Annotated in this window: 15 protein-coding genes and 1 pseudogene; 10 read left to right on the top strand and 6 right to left on the bottom strand. The window is 41.5% G+C overall.

All coding sequences use genetic code 11. The annotated features are described in order from the left end of the window. From DS891_RS19300 to DS891_RS19275, 6 genes are all read left to right on the top strand, one after another. Entirely contained in the window at positions 1-1,248 is a 1,248-nt protein-coding gene (locus tag DS891_RS19300) for an internalin (RefSeq protein WP_174170649.1), read from the top strand. A gap of 11 nt (positions 1,249-1,259) precedes the next feature. After that, positions 1,260-2,099, top strand: coding sequence for a GEVED domain-containing protein (locus DS891_RS19295; protein ID WP_102058520.1), 840 nt, complete (start codon positions 1,260-1,262; stop codon positions 2,097-2,099). 11 nt (positions 2,100-2,110) lie between these two features. Beyond that, positions 2,111-3,619 carry a hypothetical protein gene (locus tag DS891_RS19290; protein ID WP_174170648.1) on the top strand — a complete coding sequence of 503 codons (1,509 nt, stop codon included), beginning with the start codon at positions 2,111-2,113 and terminating at the stop codon, positions 3,617-3,619. Positions 3,620-3,741: 122 nt separating this feature from the next. Next, positions 3,742-4,878, top strand: a complete 1,137-nt coding sequence (locus tag DS891_RS19285; protein WP_174170647.1) for a hypothetical protein — start codon at positions 3,742-3,744, stop codon at positions 4,876-4,878. 274 nt (positions 4,879-5,152) lie between these two features. After that, the gene (locus DS891_RS19280) at positions 5,153-7,843 is read left to right on the top strand and encodes a leucine-rich repeat domain-containing protein (RefSeq protein WP_254605960.1); all 2,691 of its coding nucleotides are present in this window, start codon (positions 5,153-5,155) and stop codon (positions 7,841-7,843) included. 122 nt (positions 7,844-7,965) lie between these two features. After that, positions 7,966-8,502: a YaeQ family protein gene (locus tag DS891_RS19275; RefSeq protein WP_174170646.1), complete on the top strand. Its 537-nt coding sequence runs from the start codon at positions 7,966-7,968 to the stop codon at positions 8,500-8,502. A gap of 91 nt (positions 8,503-8,593) precedes the next feature. Here the strand turns inward: DS891_RS19275 and DS891_RS19270 are convergent, their stop codons facing one another. After that, positions 8,594-10,168 carry a lytic polysaccharide monooxygenase gene (locus tag DS891_RS19270; protein ID WP_174170645.1) on the bottom strand — a complete coding sequence of 525 codons (1,575 nt, stop codon included), beginning with the start codon at positions 10,166-10,168 and terminating at the stop codon, positions 8,594-8,596. A 634-nt stretch (positions 10,169-10,802) separates the two neighbouring features. Here DS891_RS19270 and DS891_RS19265 point away from each other — a divergent pair. After that, positions 10,803-11,291 (top strand): DM13 domain-containing protein, encoded by a 489-nt coding sequence (locus DS891_RS19265; protein ID WP_174170644.1) that lies wholly within the window; start codon positions 10,803-10,805, stop codon positions 11,289-11,291. Positions 11,292-11,646: 355 nt separating this feature from the next. Here DS891_RS19265 and ahpF read toward each other — a convergent pair whose 3' ends face one another. Next, a complete protein-coding gene (gene ahpF, locus DS891_RS19260) occupies positions 11,647-13,215 on the bottom strand; it encodes an alkyl hydroperoxide reductase subunit F (protein WP_174170643.1) in 1,569 nt (522 codons plus the stop codon). A gap of 105 nt (positions 13,216-13,320) precedes the next feature. Next, positions 13,321-13,890 carry an alkyl hydroperoxide reductase subunit C gene (gene ahpC, locus DS891_RS19255; RefSeq protein WP_010377859.1) on the bottom strand — a complete coding sequence of 190 codons (570 nt, stop codon included), beginning with the start codon at positions 13,888-13,890 and terminating at the stop codon, positions 13,321-13,323. A gap of 228 nt (positions 13,891-14,118) precedes the next feature. On the opposite strand from ahpC, the gene DS891_RS19250 reads away from it, so the two are divergent. From DS891_RS19250 to DS891_RS24750, 3 genes are all read left to right on the top strand, one after another. Continuing rightward, on the top strand, positions 14,119-14,541 hold the full coding sequence (locus tag DS891_RS19250) for a DUF3429 domain-containing protein (RefSeq protein ID WP_174170642.1): 423 nt from the start codon (positions 14,119-14,121) through the stop codon (positions 14,539-14,541). A gap of 130 nt (positions 14,542-14,671) precedes the next feature. Next, positions 14,672-15,451: a GGDEF domain-containing protein gene (locus DS891_RS19245; protein ID WP_010607418.1), complete on the top strand. Its 780-nt coding sequence runs from the start codon at positions 14,672-14,674 to the stop codon at positions 15,449-15,451. 174 nt (positions 15,452-15,625) lie between these two features. Further along, the gene (locus tag DS891_RS24750) at positions 15,626-16,708 is read left to right on the top strand and encodes a methyl-accepting chemotaxis protein (protein WP_174170641.1); all 1,083 of its coding nucleotides are present in this window, start codon (positions 15,626-15,628) and stop codon (positions 16,706-16,708) included. Positions 16,709-16,817: 109 nt separating this feature from the next. Here DS891_RS24750 and DS891_RS19235 read toward each other — a convergent pair whose 3' ends face one another. The 3 genes and pseudogenes from DS891_RS19235 to DS891_RS24865 form a co-directional block, all read right to left on the bottom strand. Then, a complete protein-coding gene (locus DS891_RS19235) occupies positions 16,818-17,276 on the bottom strand; it encodes a YrhA family protein (protein ID WP_223193770.1) in 459 nt (152 codons plus the stop codon). Between the two features lie 7 nt (positions 17,277-17,283). Continuing rightward, on the bottom strand, positions 17,284-17,511 hold the full coding sequence (locus DS891_RS24870) for an HNH endonuclease (protein ID WP_368032229.1): 228 nt from the start codon (positions 17,509-17,511) through the stop codon (positions 17,284-17,286). 213 nt (positions 17,512-17,724) lie between these two features. Beyond that, positions 17,725-17,985, bottom strand: a pseudogene (locus tag DS891_RS24865) (hypothetical protein); the annotation flags it as partial. Positions 17,986-17,992 lie beyond the last annotated feature (7 nt).

Genomic DNA, 17,992 nt, shown 5'->3' with positions numbered 1-17,992 from the left:
ATGAAATTTATATATTCTCCATTGGCACGTGCCATAGGGGTAGTGGGACTTTTTGCCTGCAGTTTTTCAGCTACTGCGGATCAAGTTGCTAATCCAGAGTTCACTACCCAAGCAAATAATTCTGATTTAGACTCAGTGACACTCGGTACTGCTTACCATAGCGAAAAAGAAGGCTTTTATGCACTGCAAAGTGTACTTGGTCGAGTTGATGAAACCTATGGTAATACCGAAATGGATTTTGTAGTCGGTGTAGATATGAGCTATAGCCAACTATCTAGCATGCTAGATGGTAACTTAGGCGCTGCACTTGATGTTCCTGTCATAAAAGTTGGGGTTGGCGCAAGCTACGCAAAACAAAACGCCGCAGATAACTACACCGGCACTTACACCCTATTTCTCTCCTTAAAACCAAAAAAACGGCTGTTAGTTGCGGATCCTCAAACCGGGTTTAAACCTACACAAGCTGCGCTTGATTTGGTCAATGCTAACCCTGGAGATAAATTCAATAATATTGGTAATGAGTTTGTATCAGCGATTGAGTACGGCTCTCAAGTTATGATCAATCTCAAGTTTCAATATAAAAATGACGAAGACAAAGTCAAATGGGGTGGTCAGCTTGGTGTAGACTGGGCGGGTAAAGTCAGTGTCAGTGGTAAACTGCAAAAAGTAGACGAAGATGTGAAGCGTAACATCAAAATTACCGTTTCTGCGCTACAACTTGGTGGTGATCCGACTGAACTTTTGAAGGTGATCCCTAATCAACTCGTCAACTGTACGATGGAAAACCCAACACCATGCTTTGATGTATTTAAAAACAGTATCGATTACATCAAAACTAACTACGTAACTCAGTTTGATACCTTAGATAAATACAATGTCGGTCGAGTCTTGACACAAAGTTATACTGACTCAGGGCCAAGTCTATCCCCGTTAGTACCTGATGATGTCTATCCAGCCAAAAGCATCCTAACTAAATTGGCGCTCAAAAACATGAGCGATGATTGGGTGCAAGCAATTCTCGACAATCGTCGTGCCGATAACCTACTCAATTACTATGCCAGTGAGTTGAATAACTCACATCGAACTGCATTAGAAACTATTCGCGATAATGCACTCTTTAACTCATTTATTCTGGCGGACGCCGTTGACTACTGTAAGCGTAATCCAATTGGTAATTACTGCCGCGATAGAGAGTTACAGACTCGTGGCCGCGTTCATCAGTATGACCGTAAATGGCTAGAATTATAAGGAATAAGACTATGTTAAAAGTCATGCTAACCAGCACATTAATTGCCTCCTTTGCTGCCACAATTACACCATCAGCGCAGGCAAATACGACTTTATTTGAATCTCGAGATGTACTTACGCCACAACAAGCGCTAGGACGCTTTCAATGGTTGGAAAAGTGCTACCCAGGACTATTGGTTGAAGTCTCTGATAATATCTTTGATCCCACTACTCCCATTCCAAATGATGAGAAAATAGCAAATCTTAAAAAAGTAATGCTATACAAAAATAGTACCCTCAGGACTGATGCGAAATACCTTACCTTTGGAGATGAAGACAATGCGAATCCAAAGAATTGGTTTGCGGGTAAATCGCCAACGACATCTTGTTTGCAAATCCCGTCTGATTACCGGATCAGTGCTGTAATGATCACACCTGCAATACCGAATTATTGCACCACGAAGTCTCGTGAACGTGCTTATGAGTTTATCAAATCGGTTAAATTTTCAAATATTGAAAATACCAGTAGCAACACCTTTTACAGTAACTATGTCGGCGATACCGCGAAAATATATGCAGATAAAAGCTACCAGTTAACGTTAACCCCAGGATTTAGTAGTGCAGAAACATACCCAGAGACTTGGCATGTGTTTATTGACTGGAACCAAGATGGTGATTTTAACGATACAAAAGAAACCTTATTTGCTGGTGTTTCTGAGCAAGCAGTTCAGGTAGAAATTACACCGCCAACGGGCGCCAAAAAGGGCATGACGAAAATGCGCGTCACTATGGATTACTTGGGTGGCAGCAATGACGCATGTAAAGAAGTAGACTCCGGAGAGGTAGAAGATTACCTCCTTTACGTGAAGTAATAGGTGGCAACATGAACTTATACAAACAGACTATCGCGGCACTTATTGCCGGCACTACACCTTTCGCATTCGCAGATTCCAATTTTGTGAAAGAAGCGGAATTAATGCAAAAAGCACAGAATGTAAATACTTTTCAGAGCGAAATCCCTGGATTGATGAACGATCACATTGTACTAGGTACGGCTTATAACAGTGACCAAAAGCGCTTTTTGAATGTTCAAACTGTCGCAGGGGAAACTGTTGAAACTCTCGGCAATACCCGTGTGCAATTTGAACTAGTAAACAATGGCAGCTATGACGAAGTGCTCCGTCAACTCAATGGTAATGTTGATGTTGATGTTGGCTTTCCAGTCATTCGTGTGAAAGCTGGCGGTCACTTAGCCAAAGAGATGTCCTCGACTGAATTTTCTAATACTTATACTTTCCAAGCATCATTAACACCGAAAAAACGTGTACTTATGCCAGCGGATGCCAACATTGGTTACACCTTGACTCCGTCAGGTAATACGCTAGCAAATGAGTACCAAAGTAAGCTAATGAGCATGGCTGGCGATGGATTTATCAGTGAGATTGAATACGGTGCACAGCTACTCATTAACATGAAAATTGAATACTTAAGTGAGCAGCACAAAAGTGAGATTGGTGGTTACTTAGGGGTAAGTTACGGTGCTGGTAATATTGGTATTAGCGTCGATGGTAAGCTTAATTATATCGACGAAGACCTTAAGAAAAGTGTGCGCATTACCGTCAGAGCCTTACAAAAAGGCGGTGATCCTAAACAGCTTCTCAGCATAATCCCTAACAATATTATCACTTGTTCGCTCGATAACTACGAGCCTTGCTTTACTTTATTTGAGCAAGCAGTGAACTATGCGAAGAACGATTTTGGTAATCAGTTTAATGCATTATCTGATTACAACGTAGTGCGTTACAAGGCTACGCCTTACGAGATCAGCTCACAAGATGTACGTCGTTTAGATTCAGGTAATAAAGATATTCGCTTTGAAACCACTTACCGTACTTTATGGCTTGAAGATCAATTCAAAAAGTCGGTTAATCATGAACACCGTGCGCGTGGTGTACTTGCGCAATACGCTAGTTGGATGACGGATGTACAACGTCAAAAAGCAGAAGGTGTACAAGAAGCGGCTTACAACAATGCATGGATTTATGAGCAATATGCTCGAGTTTGTCGCGATAATCCTTATGGTACAGCTTGTACAGATGCGTGGAACGATTACCTAAATACCTGTAGTGGTAGTGGCGTCGGCTGCATACAAAACTACACGCTTGCCGATCTGAATATACCAGCTGATAACATGACGCAATACTTCAAATGTGAAAATGCCCGAGAAGCAACAGCAAACTTTGGGGTTGAAGAAAATCATGTATCACTTGGGTTTAGACAGTTGGGCTGGGCGCCTTCTTTTGTTGATGCAAATGACCCTGCTGCGGGCGTGATGGTTTGGCTACCATGTAAATCAGCCCTGCCAACTTATGGAACCGCTTTTGAAAATTAGTGTGTCGTAAAAACACTAAGACTCAATTAGTCCAATTGAGGCGTGGCAAGTAATAAACAGTAGAATATTGAATTATTACTTCCACGTCTTTTCCACAGTAAACCATCTACAGGAATTTATGTATGCACTTAAGAACCATATTAATAGTGCTCTGTGGCCTGTTAAGCTTCTATACAAATGCACATACCTATTACTCTTTAAATACTGAGCATGAACAACTCGGACAGGGATTTGAACAGGAATTAGGCATACCGCTTGAATCGTGCCTCGATGGTCAGTGGCAATTTCAAGGTGGTAGCATGGGCGACTTGGCTTATCGTGGCGATTTTGACTCCGACACCATGATCAATACTATTACAGGTAGTGTAAAGGCTGGTATCAACTTAGTTATTTTTGGTGGCTCAGCCAAGTTTTCCATGCGCAGGAAAGTAACCAAAAATAGAAATTCAGCTGCCTCAGCGGTCGAGTTAACCTATGAAAAAGGAAGTTATAACTTTGAAAATCGAACCACCAAACCCGCTTTTGTCGAGCTGCTCAGTACAGATCCAACTCAGGTAAGAAACCGCTGTGGTGACAGCTTCATCCACAATATCAAACTTGGTTCTCGTATCTATATTACCGCAAAGCTCCATTTTAAAGATCGCACAAAATACGAATGGTTTCAGACCAAAATCAAAGTGAAGTTTCTATTTTTCAGTAAAACTTTTACTAAAACCAAAGTATTTCAAGAGGCAACCAAAGATGCCGTCTATACGATTCAGGTGAATACCGATGGAGGTATGACGCCGGAACTCGCTAGACTCAGTAAAAATGGCACCACGCACTGCAAAACAGATAACCTAACTCCCTGTATTACATATGCCGACAATCTATTTAGCTACTTACTAGACGGTGGTGATTATGTCGACGACCTTAAAGACGAACATTTAAACGTTTTAAAGTACGAAGTCGAAAGCTATGAGGATTCTGGCCATTATGATCTCGCCTATGCTGGTCAAACAGCAATACCTAACCGCTATATTGCACTGTCCGCCAGACTCAGAAGTTATCAAGATTTAGTGTATGACGAAATAGAAAGGTTGAGTGCATTTAAAGCTGTGTCTGAAGACCCGCTTGAAATCGAACAGCTTACAGCTCGTATTACAGCTCGCAATTATCAGCGCATTGGGCTCGAGCAAGCTGGCGAATACTGTGCGACTCTGCCTGGCACGACTCTATGCGAGAACCGCATTGAATCGGCAATCGCAAACGTTGATTAAACAACACGCTTATTCCGTTATTCACTCGTCCTTATTATTTTGTTCTCCAACCAATGAGGCTATATAGCCTCGCTTCTCGTTTTAATTATCAATGAGTTATAATGGCCCTAGCAAAATGTACTGCTTCTAGTCTATTGATTTTTCGTTTTTAAAGTCCATATCTAGAGCACAGAGCTATACCATTGCTAGAAACCATGTGTAACTATTGGAAACTAGTATCTAAATAAAGTACACTTCTGCGCTTTCTGACTATTCAATAAAACAAGATATCAAGATGATCAAAAGCGCTATATACAAAGGAATCGTAACTTCATTGCTTGCATCAACTTTAGTCGCATGTGGCGGTGGAAGTGGCAGCGACAGCAATGATACTGGAAGTGACAAACCAATCACACCTACTAACAAAGCCCCAGTAATTGCAAGCATGGCACCAATTACAGCAATGGAAAGAGACTCAATCACAGCCGTTGCCACCGTAACAGATGAAGATAGTGCGATTGAAACTTTGCTGTGGGAGCAAACTGCAGGAACAACAGTCGAGCTGATCAACGATAATAACGAAACGCTCGAATTTCGTGCACCTGACATCAATGAAGCGACCACGTTAACTTTTAAGTTAACTGCGACAGACGATAAAGGAAGCGCAAGCTCACAAGAATTAACTGTCAACCTAAATGCTTACGCTCCACTTTCAAGCTTAACGATTTCAGACGCAGCGCTAGCGCAATGTTTATCAGATACACATCAAGACGTAGGTATTTCAGTTGTTGACTGTACAGACTACCCAATTGCAACATTAGCAGGGCTCTCTGGTATTAGTGGTTTATCTACGGTATCTATTAAAAACGCAGAATTGGATAATCTCGAAGAATTAGCTCAAATTTCTACGCTCACCGCGTTAAAGCTCGATAACGCGTTTGCCGCAGCCCAGAACAGCTCAAATAATGATGCACATTTAGAACAAATTAGTAAGCTCAATACACTTGAGTCGTTGTCTATTGTTGAAGCCCAAGAAAGTAATAATTATAGTAAGCGCCTAGATTTTTCTTTGTTAGATTTATCAGGCTTTGCACAGCTTCATACGCTTGAAATAGACAACGAAAGTAACCAATATGAAACTATAAAGCTTAGTCAACTTCCAAGTGATAAGCTCACTCGTTTGGCTTTACGTACTCTAAACATCGATGATAAAAATACTCTAAAACGCTTTAGTAACTTGCAAAGTTTATCTTTGACATATATATACGATCTGGACTCACTGTCATTTTTAAACTCTATACCTAACCTCACAGCATTAACACTTGATAATATTGAAGCCGCTGACTCAACGGCAATAGAAACTAAAACAAATCTGACAACACTCGTACTCAACAGAACGCAGATTGAAGATTTCTCATTCTTAGAAAAGTTTAGTGAGTTGGAAAAACTAAGCCTTAGTCGTTATTATAGTGATGCTGAGTTTGATATCGCGGATATCAGTGGTAATACGAAGCTGACCTCTTTGTCATTGAACAATTTAAGCGTTGATAACGCCGGCGAGCTATCAACTTTTACGGAACTTCAATCCTTGTCTTTGGAGAGGTTAAACCTTTCTTCTCTTAGCTTTTTACAAGCGATGCAGAAGTTAACATCATTGAAGCTCGATCAGTTACGCAGCGTTAATGATCTAGGCTGGCTAAGTTTCACACCAAGCCTAACCGAATTGTACATTCATGAATTGGATAGTAGCGCGGATTTTAGCGCATTATCTGAGCTTGAAAATATGCGCAACCTCACCGTCTACAGCGATTACTCAAACTTTGCACTAGATACGTTAAGTAAAATGCAAGCATTAGAAACACTTAACCTAGAAGTTAGTTTATTTGAGGCTTCAAATGAGGCAACGTTACCGAACTTAAAGACATTAAACGTAAAAAGTAACCGATATTCAAACATGGTCGACTTGGCTAACTTTCCTGCGCTCGAATCAGCTGAGTTATTAAAAGAATACCATTATAGTAATGAAACAAAAATCACAACTCTTGACTCTTTAGGTATAAACTCGAGCCTGAAATCGTTAAAGCTCGGCGGCTTTACAGAACTAGAAGATATCACCCATGTATCTCAATTTGAAAACTTAGAAACTCTCTTTATTGACTATTCTCAGGCGACTGATATCTCAGAGGTAGCATCATTGCCTAAACTTAAGTCATTAACATTAGGCAACTTTTCCGAGTTTTTTAGAGCTGACATGCTTGCCAGTTTAAACACTCTGGAAAGACTTGAAATAAAAAGTAGTGCAATTTATTGTAATGATCAGGAGCTATTAAAATCTCTCGATGGTGTAACAACAAATCTTTCTAACTCTAACTGTATTATGAAGCCGGTCGATTTGAGCTTAATTACAGATGCGGCACTTAAACAGTGTATTGTAGATCAGAGGTATCAAGATGCTGTCCGTAATACCTCACTCTCTTGCGATGGCTCAGCAATTGAATCATTAAATGGAATTACACAGTTTGAAGCAATTAAGGCTTTAACACTAAGTGGCTCAGTTGACAGTTCGTTGTTACGTGATCCTAGTTTAGCTCAGCTCCACACCTTACAGAGTCTAGATATCTATAGCCTCACGGGTGAACTAACGGCTAAAGCTACACTTCCTCAATCATTGACCTCCTTTGAGTTAAATACAAATAGCCAAACCGTATATGACTTCGCGCTTTTTGGCTTGCCTACTACCTTAACTTATTTGGACTTGGATAATACCAAGCTGACAAACTATGGTTCACTTAAAGATTACACCGAACTTACCCGCTTAGAGTTGAACTATACCAACATTTCAGATCTGTCGCCGCTATTCAATTTGACCAATCTGAAGTATTTAAGTATGTATGGAAACCCAAATATCGACTGTGCTCAAGTAAGCAAACTAAAAGAGTCTTTGCCCAATATTTGGATATCTCAAATAACTGCAATTAGCTGCTAGGGCGTTAAGCAATTCAAATAAACACAGTCTCTTTGCGTGGCTGTGTTTCATTTCCACAATAACATTCTGCAAATTTTTATCTCAATCCGCTATACTAGCGCAAAAATTTTTTAAGCAAATTTATGGCGCTCAAATCTACTATTATTAAAGCCCAACTATCACTTAGCGATATGGACAGGCATGTTTATCAAGATGTTAATTTAACACTGGCTCAGCACCCCTCTGAAAACGAACAACGGTTAATGATCAGGTTACTCGCTTATGCACTCAATGCCTGTGAGGGACTAGAGTTTACTAAAGGCTTGTGCGCTGACGATGAACCTGAGCTATGGGTTAAGAATTACAGCGAAGAGATTGAGCTTTGGATTGAACTAGGACTGCCTGATGAAAAACGCCTTAAAAAAGCGTGCAATAAATCAAAGCAAGTGGTCCTCTATACCTATGGTGAAAATAATCAAGCTATTTGGTGGCAAAAACATCAGCCGAAATTATACGACTTTAAAAACCTGAGTATTTTCAGCTTGGATTATAGTGCGACTCAGGCTTTAGCTCAGTTAGCAGATCGTAGTATCAAGCTCACTATTACCATTCAAGATGGCGAAGTATGGGTAAGCTCTGATAGTGCTAATATTGAAATCAAACCACAACAGCTGATGTAACATTTTGCTCAGTGTTAGATGATGTAACTCATTGAAAACTTGATCTCACTGGCAGCGATATCTGCCAGTGCTTTGTTAGAAGTGCTTTACATTAAAGCTTACGCCACACTGAGTCAGTGCCAGGTTGCTGACCGCGCGTCCACCAGCGCGCCTGATATTCAACGCCTAGATAACTCACTTTGTCGCCGCCAGTGTATGCCTTATTAGCACTCCATGAGTTACTGCCATCGGACTTATCTACCAGCTCCCACGCATCACTTTGATCGGGCTTTTGGCCTTTTACCCACCATTTAGCGCGATAGCTTTTGCCCTGATACACTGCGGTATCGCCAGCGGTATAAACTTGATCGGCACGCCATGTGTCACCACTTGGTGGTGCGGTTTGGTTAGTCACTGTGATGGTAAAGCTAACAGTTTTCTCAAATGTGCCATCAGAAACGGTGACTTGCCCTTGATAGTCGGTATTTTGCTGGACCTCAGGCGCAGTCAACGTGATAGTTGCACCGCTACCGCTGTAGCTCAGTGGCGATGGGATCTGCCATGCAAAGGTAAGCGGATCTTTGTCATCATCAAACGCATGAACATGAAGTGATGTGCTTGAGACTTCTTTTAGCGTGATATCGGCAGGGGTATGAACCACAGGGGCGCGGTTTTGTGGCTTAGCTAGAATTGAAAGGTTAAAAGTGTACTGGGGAAAACTTACAAACAGCTGATTAGCAGCGAGTTGCGCAGCATCAAATACAATATTGCCGTCACTTTGTTGTACGCCAATTTGCAGCGTATTCGCATGATTATTATTTAGTGTGCTAGCAAATTGCGCAGTCCAATGAGTGATGTTGCTTTGTGTTATCGACAGTTTTTCTTGTACCAATTCTTGGCCATCACCATCAAACACACGTAGCCATACCGTATCGCCTACATTGGCTTGTTGGCCAGGTTTAATTAAAAATCCAGCAGGCGTCCAACTTACCGGCTCAGTCGGTGTAGTATCACGCACTATAGTGACGTCGCTACAATTGTAAAAGCCTTCACCTACAACATCATCACGCTGCCAACGCGTATACAAGATAGCATCTCCGCTAAATTTACTCGGCACCGCGACCTGCATTTCATAATAGCGTTTACCATCTGGCGCAACGAAGAAGTCAACATTGCCATACTCTTGCACTAGCTCTAAATCTTGCCACGCTAGGGGCGTTGACTGAATATCCGCCTCCGGTTTGGTGAGATAAAACTGCCAAAAGCTAGGGTTGTGAGGCGTTGTTGCACGAAATCTCACTTTAATTTGGTTTTGAGCATTTGGCGTTATCGCGGTCCTTTGCCACTCACTCGACGCGATATTCATGCCCGCTTTATTTCTATCGCCACCCGCACAAAGTTGTCCGTCAGGAACAGCAGCCTGTACAGCTTGCAAATTAAAATAATCGGGAACATTCGCTGCAAACTCATGCTTTTGAACAAACTGCACATGTTCAGACGCTAGGTAAGCTGCTCGACATGCCGCGTTCGGGATATTGCTTCCATCTTTTGGCCACCAAAATCCCCCCTGTTCTTCACAAATTGCTTGTCTTGCCTTTGGACTATCCATATAACCATGTGCAAATGCGTTCGATGCTGCCATACCAAGTGCCATGCCAATACTGACTGTTAACATTGAGTTTTTCATTTTCTTCTACTCGTTTTAGAGAAGTAGCCGCCGCCACTTCGATTAAGATTAGAATGAGCGAGAGTCTATCGATGCTTGCCACACGAAATTCAACCTTGTTCTGTGCACCTAGGTTTCGCACGTTGATAAACACAACTTATCTTGTTCGCGCTACTGTGTTTCGACAGTAAAAAACAACGCTGTCATTTTTTAACAACTGATAAGTTCTTGCACGTCCATGGCATGCTCGCCTTCATTTTTTGTAATAGAAAAGTATCCAAGTTAATTTTATTGTAAGAATCAACTCGAATTCGAGGCATTTTACCCAAGCAAAAATCAATAACAATAGCTGAGATTATTAATTACATTCAGTACTTTATGGTTAAGTTAAAAATACCTTTACACCATAATTTTGGCCTAAACACCTGTTTACTTTGACTATTACAATAACCAAAACAATTGAAATACTCTATTCCCTAATAATTAACAATCAGAAGGAGCTACTATGTGTAAAGTTTTATCTACATTGGGTACTAGATTACATTTAATAAAAACACTTTATTCTTATCAAAAAAATTAACCCTTTTTAAGCAGTCAATTTTTCTACTAGAGCCTTATAATTTGGCTATACTTTGACTTTGCTGCTCACTTGGAAATGATTTTGCGGACGCTATTTACGTTACTATTGCTCATTGTGGTGTTTATCACAGGGTTTATTATGGGTGTGTACACTCTACCTATAATGACGCAACCTCCGGCGGCTAGCCACACAGAAATACTGGCGATCAGTAAAGCCGCAACATACAAAGGCCAATTCAAGAAGGAGCTTAAAGATTCAGACGCATTACACTACGCCACTGGTGAAATTTATTTTACGGATAATCATATTGCATTTGTGGGTGAAATAGCCCCAGGGCCTGATTATCGGCTTTACCTCGCCAAAACATTTATTGAGACAGAAGCCGACTTTAAAGCGCAAAAGCACACCATGGTGGAAATTGCCAACATTAACCAATTTTCACAATTCGTGCAGCGTAAATATCGCCAAGTCGATCTGGCCCAGTTTCAGAGTGCTATTATTTGGTGTGAACATTTTGAGCAGTTTATATCGGCAGCGCCATTACAACGCGTTGGTAGCGAGTAGGACTGAAGGAACTGTTTTACACAGCGATCTTGTGTGGAAGATAAGTCACTCTGCTAGGCTAGTAACCTCTCGCCGGGTAAACCGTCTCCCACAGGGCACTCTACACGTTAGAGTAGGAGCTGCTTTACGCAGCGATCTTGTGTTTCTTATTCAACCAAAATCCTATTAGCTAAGCTAGTAACTGCTCGGCGGGTAAGCCTCCTCCCACAGGGCACTCTACACTTTGGAGTAGGAGCTGCTTTACGCAGCGATGAATCTTCGAAATCTAAGCAAAAAAAGCCACACTGCTAGAGTGTGGCTTGGGAGCATTGCATGGGTGTATTGTTGCAATGATTCTTTCCAGTAATGCGATAAGTTAAGCAGCTTGCTCGTCGTCTTGTCCTAGCCGAATTAGGTAATCAAAAGCGCCTAAGCTTGCTGTCGCCCCACCACCCATCGCAATGATAATTTGCTTAAACGGTGTGGTGGTTGCATCGCCTGCGGCGTAAACGCCAGCTAAACTTGTCGCACCTTTGCTGTCAATTTCGATTTCACCAAAGCGGCTAAGAGCAACTTCACTCGACTTTAACCATTCAGTATTTGGTACAAGCCCAATTTGTACAAAAATGCCAGCCAGTGCCAACGAATGAGCGTCACCGCTGACTCTGTCTATGTAATTAAGACCCGTTACTTTACTACCATCTCCAACTACTTCAGTGGTTTGTGCGTTTTTAATAATGGTAACGTTAGCAAGACTTTTCGCCTTTTTGATCAGCACTTCGTCAGCTCTAAGCGTATCGGCAAATTCTAATACCGTGACGTGTTCAACAATATTTGCCAAGTCGATAGCTGCTTCAATACCCGAGTTACCGCCACCAATAACCGCGACAGGTTTCCCCTTAAATAACGGACCATCGCAATGTGGACAATATGCTACGCCTCTACCCTTGTACTCGGTTTCGCCGGGTACATTCATGCTTCTCCATCGTGCACCTGTAGCCAATACTAAAGATTTGGCCCTTAATACCGCACCGCTTTCAAGCGTGATATCAATGGTTTCGCCTTTGTTAATTGCCGCTGCACGCTGGTTCTTCATCACATCAACGCCATACTGGTTAACATGCTCTTCTAACTGTGCAACCAGCTTAGGGCCTTCAGTTTTTTGCACTGAAATAAAGTTCTCAATACCCAAAGTATCGGCAACTTGGCCGCCAAAACGCTCCGCAACTACCCCTGTATTTAACCCTTTACGAGCAGCATAGATTGCAGCTGAAGCACCAGCAGGGCCGCCACCTACAACGAGCACATCAAACACGTCTTTCTCGTTAAGTAAGGCCGCTTGTTTTTCACCAGCTTTACTATCAAGTTTTAATAAAATATCGCTTAAGCTCACTGCGCCTTGGCTAAATTGCTCACCATTTAAGTACACGGTTGGCACGGCCATGATGTTGCGTGACTCCACTTCTTCTTGGAACAAAGCACCATCAATCATGGTGGTGGTAATATTTGGGTTAACAGCCGCCATGAGATTCAAAGCCTGCACTACTTGCGGACAAGTTTGGCAACTCAGTGAGATGTAAACCTCAAAGTTCAATGCGTTATCTATATTTGTGATCAGTTCGAGATCGTCTGCCGATGCTTTAGTTGCATGACCGCCTGAATGCAATAATGCAAGTACCAAACTGGTAAACTCATGTCCCATAGGAACACCAGCAAACGTAATTTCGCTCTTTGCTTCAACACCACGCACCACCATTTGTGGGATACGTTCACCTTCAATTGATTCAGATAAAGTAATTTTGTCGCTCAATGACGCTAAGTCTTGTGCTAACCCTTTTAGCTCTTGCGATTTTTTACTGTCATCAACGGTAATGACGAGTTCAATCGGACGTTGTAGAGAGCTAAAATGGCTTTGTAGTTGAGTTTTAATTTGGTTGTCTAACATATAAGGTAACCCTCTGCAGAAACTACAGTAAAAATTCGCAAAAACGATGAATTTGATTCATCTAGATGGTTGAGATGGGAGTGCATGCTGCACTCCCCTGACAAATTAGATTTTGCCAACTAGGTCTAGTGAAGGCGCTAGTGTTTCTTCACCTGGCTGCCAAGAAGCTGGACAGACTTCACCATCGTGAGATGCGATGTATTGAGCAGCTTGTACTTTACGTACTAGCTCTTTAGCACTGCGACCAATACCTAGGTCATGCGTTTCGATAACTTTGATTTCGCCCTCTGGGTTGATAACAAAAGTACCGCGAAGTGCAAGACCTTCTTCCTCGATCATTACACCGAAGTTACGAGTAATACGGCCTGTCGGGTCACCAATCATTGGGAATTGAATTTTCTTAATAGTGTCTGACGCATCGTGCCATGCTTTATGCGTGAAGTGCGTGTCTGTCGATACAGAGTAAACTTCTACACCCATTTCTTGTAGCTGTGCGTAGTAGTCAGCTAAGTCACCAAGCTCCGTTGGACATACAAATGTGAAATCCGCAGGGTAAAAGAATACGATTGACCATTTACCTAGTAGGTCTTGCTCAGAAACTTCTACGAAGTCGCCACCATGGTATGCAGTTGCGTTGAATGGTTGAATTTTAGTATTGATTAATGAAGTGCTCATCGCTTTCCTCACTGTTGTTTAGTTTAAATAATGTTGGCGATTACTGTTCGCCTTGGCTTGAGTACAAAGATAAGGGGAAGTGCTGATTAAATAAAATGGATTGTTTGAATCACTGTAATCGGAAAAACTGATAGCTCTCTTATAAGTGATCAACTAATTCAGCATAAGAGTATAAAAATAAGATAATTACGGTATGATCCCAGCAATTAACTACAGCAGAGCGTGACTATGCACCCGTACTTCAATCATATTCAACTTGGTTACTTTGGCTTTATTCCCTTTTTGGCTTGTATCGCGTGGACGCTAATGACAGGTGCATCGAGTGACGTGCTTCATGCTTTTCAGTTTTACAGTCTGGGGATTCTAGCTTTTATGGCCGGAAGTTTATGGCGTGCAGGAGAGCAAACCTACAAACAAGCGATACTGGCCGTGATTGTCGTGATCCCTTACCCCCTACTTAGTATTGCAGCACCACAATGGTTGCTTCTCTATCTCGCTATCGCATATTGGCTCGTATATTTTATAGAGCGCAGTTCATCCCGCTGGAGTGACTATCATAAAGACTATCAAAAAATGCGAACGGTGCTGACTTCTCTCGTTTTTGTTAGTCATCTATTTATGATTGCTCAAGCACTTGAGTTAAGCGCATAAGTGGCTTGCTTCTGAAGCTCAATTAACTATAACTAAAGATAACTGAAGCACCAGAAGCCAAAGTATTTTGATCAAACGCGCGTTACCCCCCTTAGTAATATGGATAGCCATCATCTTTTTTGGTGGCTACATGTACTATATTGGTCACTACGAATACGAGAGCTACGAAGAGTTGTTCTGGTTCGGCATTTCTTTCACTTTGTTCAATTTGATCACCAGAGAAATCGCAAATTCGTTCTTACGCATTGCCCTACTTGTGTATTGTGCGGGCCTACTCCTTGATATTATTGATAATTTCACCGACGGTTTTTCCATTCCCTTACTTAACTTTGACACTTCTTTGAAAAATATCGGCTTTTTACTCATCAGCTTTGGTTTTTACTGCATGATCACCAATAAAAGAGCCAGCATTACAGAGCTAAAAAAAGAAGTAGAGAGAAGAAGATTGTTAGAAGAGCGGATGCGGTATGAAGCTGACCATGATGCGATGACAGGCGTGGGTAGTCGTCGCGCATGTTTTGAAGGCTTGCAAACACACCGCTTTGATGATCAATGGCTACTCTACCTCGATTTAGATAATTTTAAGCAAGTGAATGACAACTATGGCCATCATATTGGCGACGAGGTTTTGATTAAGTTTACGCAGAATATGAAAGATTACTTTGGCTTAGATTACAGCTTTCGTATCGGGGGTGACGAATTTATTGCCTATATTAATGCTGTGCTTCCAGATACAGACGAAGTAAGAGCGGCATTATTAAAGGGATTACATGATTACAAAATTAACGTCAGTATTGGAATGGTCAAAGTTGACCCAGCTAAACAAGCTGATCTCATCATCCACGAAGCCGATGAGCATATGTATGGCGATAAACGCGGTAAATCACTCAGATCTAGTGCTCGAGGATAACACTATAGCACTGTTTTATTGGTTAAATTTCAATGACGCTCAGCGCACCAAAATCCAATCACAATTCTACGCTAACTTCTCTAAATTTATAGCTTTTTTAAAAGCTAAAGAAGTAGCACTATTCTCCAATGATTGCTAAGCTTGCGTTAATATCAAGTTACAAGGGAAAATAACGTGTTTGCAAAACTATTTACAAACAATGAAACCCAACAAGCCTTATTAGCCGCGCAACAAGAGATTGCCAGTTTAAAACATGCGAATGCGCAATTAGTTGCTGAAAATGAGTCATTAAAACAAGAAGTTGTAAGCTCACAAGCTGCGCTCAATGATAATACTGACAATCAACTACTGCAGTGTGCATTGACTGGGTTAAACCAAGTGCAAGGGATCCGCGAAACCGTTCTTGCGAGCTTTATGAGTATTGAAGAAGAAAGCCATTCAATTGAGCAAGTAAACTCCGCCTTTTCTAAATCTGAAACCGCATTGCGTAAAATACTCACGGGAATGGAGCAGCTCGGCGGTAATATGGACAGAATGACCACCAATATTTCTGGCCTATCGCAGATGGCAGATAGCATTAATACCTTTGTTACGACGATTTCAAAAATTTCAGATCAAACGAATCTGCTAGCGCTTAATGCTGCTATTGAAGCAGCCCGAGCGGGTGAAGCTGGCCGTGGCTTTTCGGTTGTCGCCGATGAGGTACGCGCGCTGGCAACCAATACCAATGAATCCGCTAACGAAGTCTCCGATTTAGTCAAAAAAATCATCGATACAACTCACACAACCGTGAGTGCTGTAGAAGAAATTCAAGCGTCTAATATCACGCTATCTGACAGTATTGGACACTTAAACGATGAATACGAAGGGATAGTAAGTTGTTGTGATTCAATGAAAGACACCATTTTGGTTTCTACCACCCAAACTTTTATCCAGACCGTAAAGCTCGATCATGTCGTTTGGAAAGGAGACGTATACAACGTTATTATTGGCAATAGCCATAAAAATATCAGCGACTTTGCCGATCATACGATGTGCCGCTTAGGTAAGTGGTTTGGTGGCGATGGCGCCCAAAAGTTTGGTGGTCACAATGCGTTTAAACGCCTAGAAGCTCCGCATAAAGAAGTCCATAGAGCTGGTGTAGAAGCAATGAAAAAGTTTAAAGCAGGTGATTCTCAAGGCGCAGTAAAACAGCTTAACCAAATGGAACATGCCAGCGTTGAAGTAATGGACTTACTCGATCAACTAGGGCATTGATAAGAAGCACTACAGGGCTTCTCAATTTACCCGCTTAACACGTAGAGTGGCAGTCACCGATTGAAAGCGGGTAACATTTCATGTAATCCTGAGCTGGTACAGGTATGCATTATTCAAACACACAACTCTCCTCAATTAATGCAAGTAACGCTTCTTCAAACGTTTCATACTCATCAATTATTTCCCAAGTAACTCTATCTATGACAGCATAGAGTCGGGTGTTCAAATTGAAAACTACACGACTCATGTTTTCATCAGCATATGCAATAAATTGCTTCAGGGAGCACTCTTCATAAAATGATTCATTGGCTTCAATTATACCTGGTAGATAAATTGGACTTTCGATGGTGTTTGCACCATACACGTTTAAACCATTTACAGAAAAACCATTTGAAATTTTTAATAATTCTATAAACTGGTCTGATATTTTCCCCTTAAAAAATCTTAATGAGTTTTCTTGCAGCTTTATAAGTTGTTTCTCAGTTGCAGGAGGAAGTAAAAAACCTTCTTGGTATTGCGATTCTTCTATTTTGTTTTTCTGTTCGATCAAATTGATTAGTACGCTCATCATCATCTCACTTAGGATAAACCAAGCCTTCGGGAATTGGCCAATCGACGTTTATTGTTTCATAGTGCGTCATTTTTGACGTCATTTTTTTTTGGTAAGTTGTAAATACTGAGTGTTCGGGGCTATTTCGTATGAGAACTAAATTATTGAAACTATTAGTTCCACCATCATCCAATGGGATTTTATGATGAACCTGCCAACCTTTTGGAACTTTGCCATCTGCGAGCTTTGCCACTTCTCTCTCATTCACTCCAAGCTTATTCAGTTGTTTAATTAATTCTGGCCTGTTAGATAAGCTTTTTAAAAAGTCTTTCCGTATACCATTATTGAATGCTTTACGTAAATCAGCATATTCAGCCCTATCCCGCTTAGTGTAGTTGATATTTATAGTTGAAATATTTTTTAATAGTAGCTCACTTCCTTTGTATTGCCCTTTAAACTCGGACTTAGCCCCCGGCAGCTCATTCCCTTTTGGCGGCTCCAATTCATCAGCTTTGGCTTTGGTGGGCTTGTCGGTAACGCCTCGAATTGGTGGTTGGCCTTGATATTCATCCAGTGCTTTATTAACTCGCTGTCCGATTTCTTGGGCGGCTTGTTGCATATGCTGGTCGATTTTTGGGGTGACCTCGTCTAGGCGCTTTACCGTGGCTTGCATGCCTTCGATGGCGGCGTCTGGAAGCAGTAGGTCGTAGTGCCAACTGGTAGACATGTCATCA

The organism is Pseudoalteromonas sp. JC28, from assembly GCF_013319255.1.
In the GTDB taxonomy this organism is placed as follows: domain Bacteria; phylum Pseudomonadota; class Gammaproteobacteria; order Enterobacterales; family Alteromonadaceae; genus Pseudoalteromonas.
This window is presented reverse-complemented; position numbering and strand designations above follow the sequence as displayed.

Excerpts from the sequence above, each read along its gene's own strand:
- DS891_RS19285 (WP_174170647.1), top strand. The coding sequence starts at position 3,742 with ATGCACTTAAGAACCATATTAATAGTGCTCTGTGGCCTGTTAAGCTTC.
- DS891_RS19295 (WP_102058520.1), top strand. The coding sequence starts at position 1,260 with ATGTTAAAAGTCATGCTAACCAGCACATTAATTGCCTCCTTTGCTGCC.
- DS891_RS19270 (WP_174170645.1), bottom strand. The coding sequence starts at position 10,168 with ATGAAAAACTCAATGTTAACAGTCAGTATTGGCATGGCACTTGGTATG.
- DS891_RS19265 (WP_174170644.1), top strand. The coding sequence starts at position 10,803 with ATGATTTTGCGGACGCTATTTACGTTACTATTGCTCATTGTGGTGTTT.
- ahpF (WP_174170643.1), bottom strand. The coding sequence starts at position 13,215 with ATGTTAGACAACCAAATTAAAACTCAACTACAAAGCCATTTTAGCTCT.
- DS891_RS19275 (WP_174170646.1), top strand. The coding sequence starts at position 7,966 with ATGGCGCTCAAATCTACTATTATTAAAGCCCAACTATCACTTAGCGAT.
- DS891_RS19245 (WP_010607418.1), top strand. The coding sequence starts at position 14,672 with ATGTACTATATTGGTCACTACGAATACGAGAGCTACGAAGAGTTGTTC.
- DS891_RS19250 (WP_174170642.1), top strand. The coding sequence starts at position 14,119 with ATGCACCCGTACTTCAATCATATTCAACTTGGTTACTTTGGCTTTATT.
- DS891_RS19280 (WP_254605960.1), top strand. The coding sequence starts at position 5,153 with ATGATCAAAAGCGCTATATACAAAGGAATCGTAACTTCATTGCTTGCA.
- DS891_RS19290 (WP_174170648.1), top strand. The coding sequence starts at position 2,111 with ATGAACTTATACAAACAGACTATCGCGGCACTTATTGCCGGCACTACA.
- DS891_RS19300 (WP_174170649.1), top strand. The coding sequence starts at position 1 with ATGAAATTTATATATTCTCCATTGGCACGTGCCATAGGGGTAGTGGGA.
- ahpC (WP_010377859.1), bottom strand. The coding sequence starts at position 13,890 with ATGAGCACTTCATTAATCAATACTAAAATTCAACCATTCAACGCAACT.
- DS891_RS19235 (WP_223193770.1), bottom strand. The coding sequence starts at position 17,276 with ATGAGCGTACTAATCAATTTGATCGAACAGAAAAACAAAATAGAAGAA.